Below are 3,915 nucleotides of genomic sequence, written 5' to 3'. Positions count from 1 at the left end.
CTCAAGAAGCGCGTTTTTCTCTACTTCAAGTTTTTTTGCAAGCTTTTCTGCCGCTAAGTCGACACGTTTGCTCTTCTTCAGTTCCTTTGCAGCATCCTCTCGTAGTCGTCCAACCTCCTTGGCCAAGTCGAATGGGAGTGGAAGCATTTCACCGTCCCATCCTGGGATGGCTGCGAATTTGTCTTCTGAAGGAACCACGTGGACGGTGCCTGTTTCGTCTTCCATTTGCACGATACGCCACACTTTGCCTTTACATATGAAGCTGAGACCTACGCGAGCTCTCAGAGCCATAAACTCGTCGCCTAAAGTGCCAATTTTGCGGTCAGAGATGACGTCAACTATGGGGTAGCGTCTTTCGTCGGGTATCATGGAGAGATTTCGGTAGTAATAGTCCCGCGTTCGCCTAGTTTTCTTCAACACTTCGCCTTCTAGTCTTACTTCTCTTAATACATGTAGGTAATTTGCAACTTGTAAAAGCTTGGCTTTCGAAAGACTTCTAAACGGGTATGCACGATGAAAAATCTTCAAAACTTCTTCGACTGCAATCGTTCTCTTGTCAATTAGAATCCCCGCTGTTTGATGCGCCACCACATCTAATGCATTCTCATGAATCGAAAGGGGTTCAAGCTGTCCTTTGCGAGCTCTTTGCGCCGCAGCTAACGATTCTAAAACATCTTCCGAAAAAGCTGTGACTATAACGCCTTTTGAAACAAGGTCTAGGCGATGACCGCTTCTGCCGACTCTCTGAATCAAGCTGCTTACTTGCCGCGGAGAAAGATACTGAACTACCAAATCCACCCGCCCAATATCGATGCCTAGCTCCATGGTGCTGGTGCAAACTATAGCTTTCAAAACGTTTGCCTTAAACTCATCTTCAATTTGCATTCTCTCCTCTCTGGACAAAGATCCGTGATGCACCGCAACGTCATCTGTAAGGAGGCTAAACCTGTGTCCTAACATTTCGGCGTTGGTTCGGCTGTTAACAAAAATAAGTGTCGATGTATGTTTCCTAGTTAAATCTAGTATATGTCTGATTCTTGCGGCAGCTTCAGGCGTCGTTCTTAGTTTTTGAGCTAAATCATAATCTGCGTCAGTGGGAGTTGGGTACTCAATTGTGTATGTGTAGCCTTTAGGAAGCGAAACCTCCACAATTCTAATTGGTCTACTTGTGCCTGCAACGAATTTGGCGACTTTTTCCAAGTTTTCCACAGTGGCTGACAAGCCTATTCGCTGAAAATCCTTTCCAACGAGTTCGAAGAGTCTCTCAAGAGCCACAGAAAGCTGCACTCCACGCTTATTCGTTGCTAACTCATGCACCTCGTCGATTACTACGCAGCAAACATAGCTTAGATGCTCTTGCATGCGTGAGCCGGGTAAGATTGCTTGGAGAGTCTCAGGCGTAGTAACAAGAACGTCAGGTGGGTGAATTGCCTGTTTCCGACGAACCTTGGTTTCGGTGTCGCCGTGGCGAACTTGTATAGAAAGATCGAGCTTTGACGCCCAATAAGACATACGTTTTATCATGTCACGGTTTAGGGCTCTAAGTGGAGTAATGTAAAGAACGGAAATTCCTTGTCTTTCTGGTTGTTCAAGAATTTTTGAGAATATAGGTAGGAGAACTGCTTCTGTTTTACCACTTCCATTCGGTGCTACCAAAAGAACGTTTTCACCCTTCAAAACAAAGGGAATAGCTTTCACTTGTGGCTCTGTGGGCTCAGAAAAACCTAGTTCTCCTAAAACGCCTCGAACAGGCTTGACTAACAGTTTGAAAACTTGGGCTTCTTTCTTCAAATTGAGAAACCTAATACTAAAAATTGGTATACTCACTGATAATCTTTCGGCAAAGGAAGAAGTTCCTTCTTAAAACCGAGTCTTTCAGATATGTTAGAGAAATGGATATTTGAAGTTGCGAATTCAATTGTTTAAGGTTCGGAAGGCGAAGTCACATAAGCCCAAACAGTTACCAGCAGAACTGTTAGAAAAGCACCAGCAAATCCTGAAAGAATCCAATCCAACCCAATGGCTGGAAAAACCAGTGTGCTAAGTACCGGAATAACGTATATTGCCGTGAAGTTGGCAACAATTCCTGCAATGAAGCCAAGTAACCCGAACATGGCAAACATTCTTATTCTATCACCCATATTAATCACCTTGACTTAGCATACTACGAGAAAGCTGCTTTTTAGACTAACTGACACAAAACTGTCTATAACAGAAAACAAACCTCACTTCTATTTTAATGCGCAATTTAAAGCCTAAAACATTTAGGAAATAACCTATACTACCAGATATATATGTGGGTGTTTTGTGCATAATAACAATGTAATAATACACTTTTAACACCTTCCTCTTTCTTTAGGAGGTAAATTAAGTAATGTCAGAAAGATTTGCTAAACGATGGGAAGAAGCCCCAAACAGTCAACCATTTACGACGAGGGTTAAAGAATCTTTGAGGCCGCCAGGTCCTTTGAAGCCGCGACTTGACATGGCTGTCAGACGCATTGAGCTCCAAGTTCAGAGGCTTGACCGAGCAGGCGAACGCTTCTCGGAACGAGACAAAAAAATATTCGCCAGAATAGTTGATTCCTACACAAAACACGATATGGCCCGTGCAAACGTCTTCGCGAACGAGCTTGCCGAAATAAGAAAAATGGAAAAGATGATAATGCACGCAAGGCTCGCTTTGGAACAGATTGTACTTAGGTTGAGAACAGTTTCCGAACTCGGCGATATTGTAACAACTCTTGCTCCTGCAGTCGGAGTACTACGTACTGTAAAGAGTGGCATGTCAGCAATATTCCCAGAAGCCGAAAGAGAACTGGGACAAATAGGAACTCTGTTGAATGGCATAATAATTGACGCTGGTCAAAGCACAGGATTGTCAATAAACTTTGATACGGCGAATGAAGACGCTCAGAAAATCCTTTCAGAAGCATCTTCGGTAGCAGAACAAAAAATCAAAGAGAAATTCCCCGAGTTACCTGCAGGCATCCCAGAAATTGGAGAAAAAACTCCCACCAAAACCATTTAGGCATACAAGGAAAACAGGTGATTCACAATGTCTGAATCGACATCCAATCTTTTTACTTATCTTGGCAAACCTGTGAAGGACGAATACGGTCACATCATCGGCACCATGGCGTCGTTCCTAGTCACTCCGGGAGGAAGAATAAACGGCGTATTCATAGAACACGGTGACGGCCGCATCACACGATATTCAAGCGATCAAGTAAAGACAGAGAACGGTGAAATTATGTTATTCTCAACGCTTAGAATGAAGGCTAACAATTTCTGCAACCAAATACCGCTCCTTTGGCGAAAAACCCAAGCTATAAAAGACTTGAATGAAAAGAAGAAAATTCCTGAAGAAATGTATGGCGACTTGTATTCAAGTTTTGAAGGCGCACTGAACCAGTTGAAGACAGAAGCAGAAAGCACTATTACAGATGTTGAGCAAGAAATTGGACAATGCACTCAGCGAGTTAAAGAGCTCAATTCAGCCTTAATTAATCTGGAGATCGAACGGGAGATAGGACAAATCGATGAAGAATCCTATCAAACCGCCATAGAAATGGTGAAAGAAGGACTTAAGCGAATTAACGCAGAGAAGAACGACTTTGAAATACTGAAAAACCAACTATCCAACATGCTTCTAGGTGAAGCATCAAAAGAAATTATTGAAGAAAAAACCGAAGAAAAGGAAGAACCACTTCCTACTCCAACAAGCGAATCCTTAAACACCTCGCTTCCAGAACCCCCCGAATCCCCCGAACCTTCGGGGGAATCCCCTGTCGTAGTGTACGTGAAAAACGTCGACAACCCAAGTCCTTAAGCACCGAAAAGGCGGGCGGAGGGACAGAAACATTCAAAACTTCTTTCGTTCAAAACCTCCACCCATCGACGAAGTTATCGTAA

4 protein-coding genes are annotated in these 3,915 nt (G+C 43.3%); 2 read left to right on the top strand and 2 right to left on the bottom strand.

The features are described from left to right. A partial coding sequence (locus OEX01_09420; GenBank protein ID MDH5449201.1) for a DEAD/DEAH box helicase occupies positions 1 to 1,791 on the bottom strand: 1,791 nt, incomplete at its 3' end. 131 nt (positions 1,792 to 1,922) lie between these two features. Further along, positions 1,923 to 2,141 carry a hypothetical protein gene (locus OEX01_09415; protein ID MDH5449200.1) on the bottom strand — a complete coding sequence of 73 codons (219 nt, stop codon included), beginning with the start codon at positions 2,139 to 2,141 and terminating at the stop codon, positions 1,923 to 1,925. 233 nt (positions 2,142 to 2,374) lie between these two features. Between OEX01_09415 and OEX01_09410 the strand changes: the two genes are divergently transcribed. Together OEX01_09410 and OEX01_09405 are read left to right on the top strand one after the other, a co-directional pair. Then, complete coding sequence (locus OEX01_09410; protein ID MDH5449199.1) at positions 2,375 to 3,031, top strand: Snf7 family protein; 657 nt, start codon at positions 2,375 to 2,377, stop codon at positions 3,029 to 3,031. A gap of 27 nt (positions 3,032 to 3,058) precedes the next feature. Further along, positions 3,059 to 3,832: a CdvA-like protein gene (locus tag OEX01_09405; protein ID MDH5449198.1), complete on the top strand. Its 774-nt coding sequence runs from the start codon at positions 3,059 to 3,061 to the stop codon at positions 3,830 to 3,832. The last annotated feature ends 83 nt before the right edge of the window (positions 3,833 to 3,915 follow it).

The organism is Candidatus Bathyarchaeota archaeon (genome assembly GCA_029882535.1).
Taxonomy (GTDB): domain Archaea; phylum Thermoproteota; class Bathyarchaeia; order Bathyarchaeales; family SOJC01; genus JAOUKM01.
The sequence above is the reverse complement of the archived record's forward strand: the minus strand, read 5'-3'. Positions and strand labels throughout refer to the sequence as shown.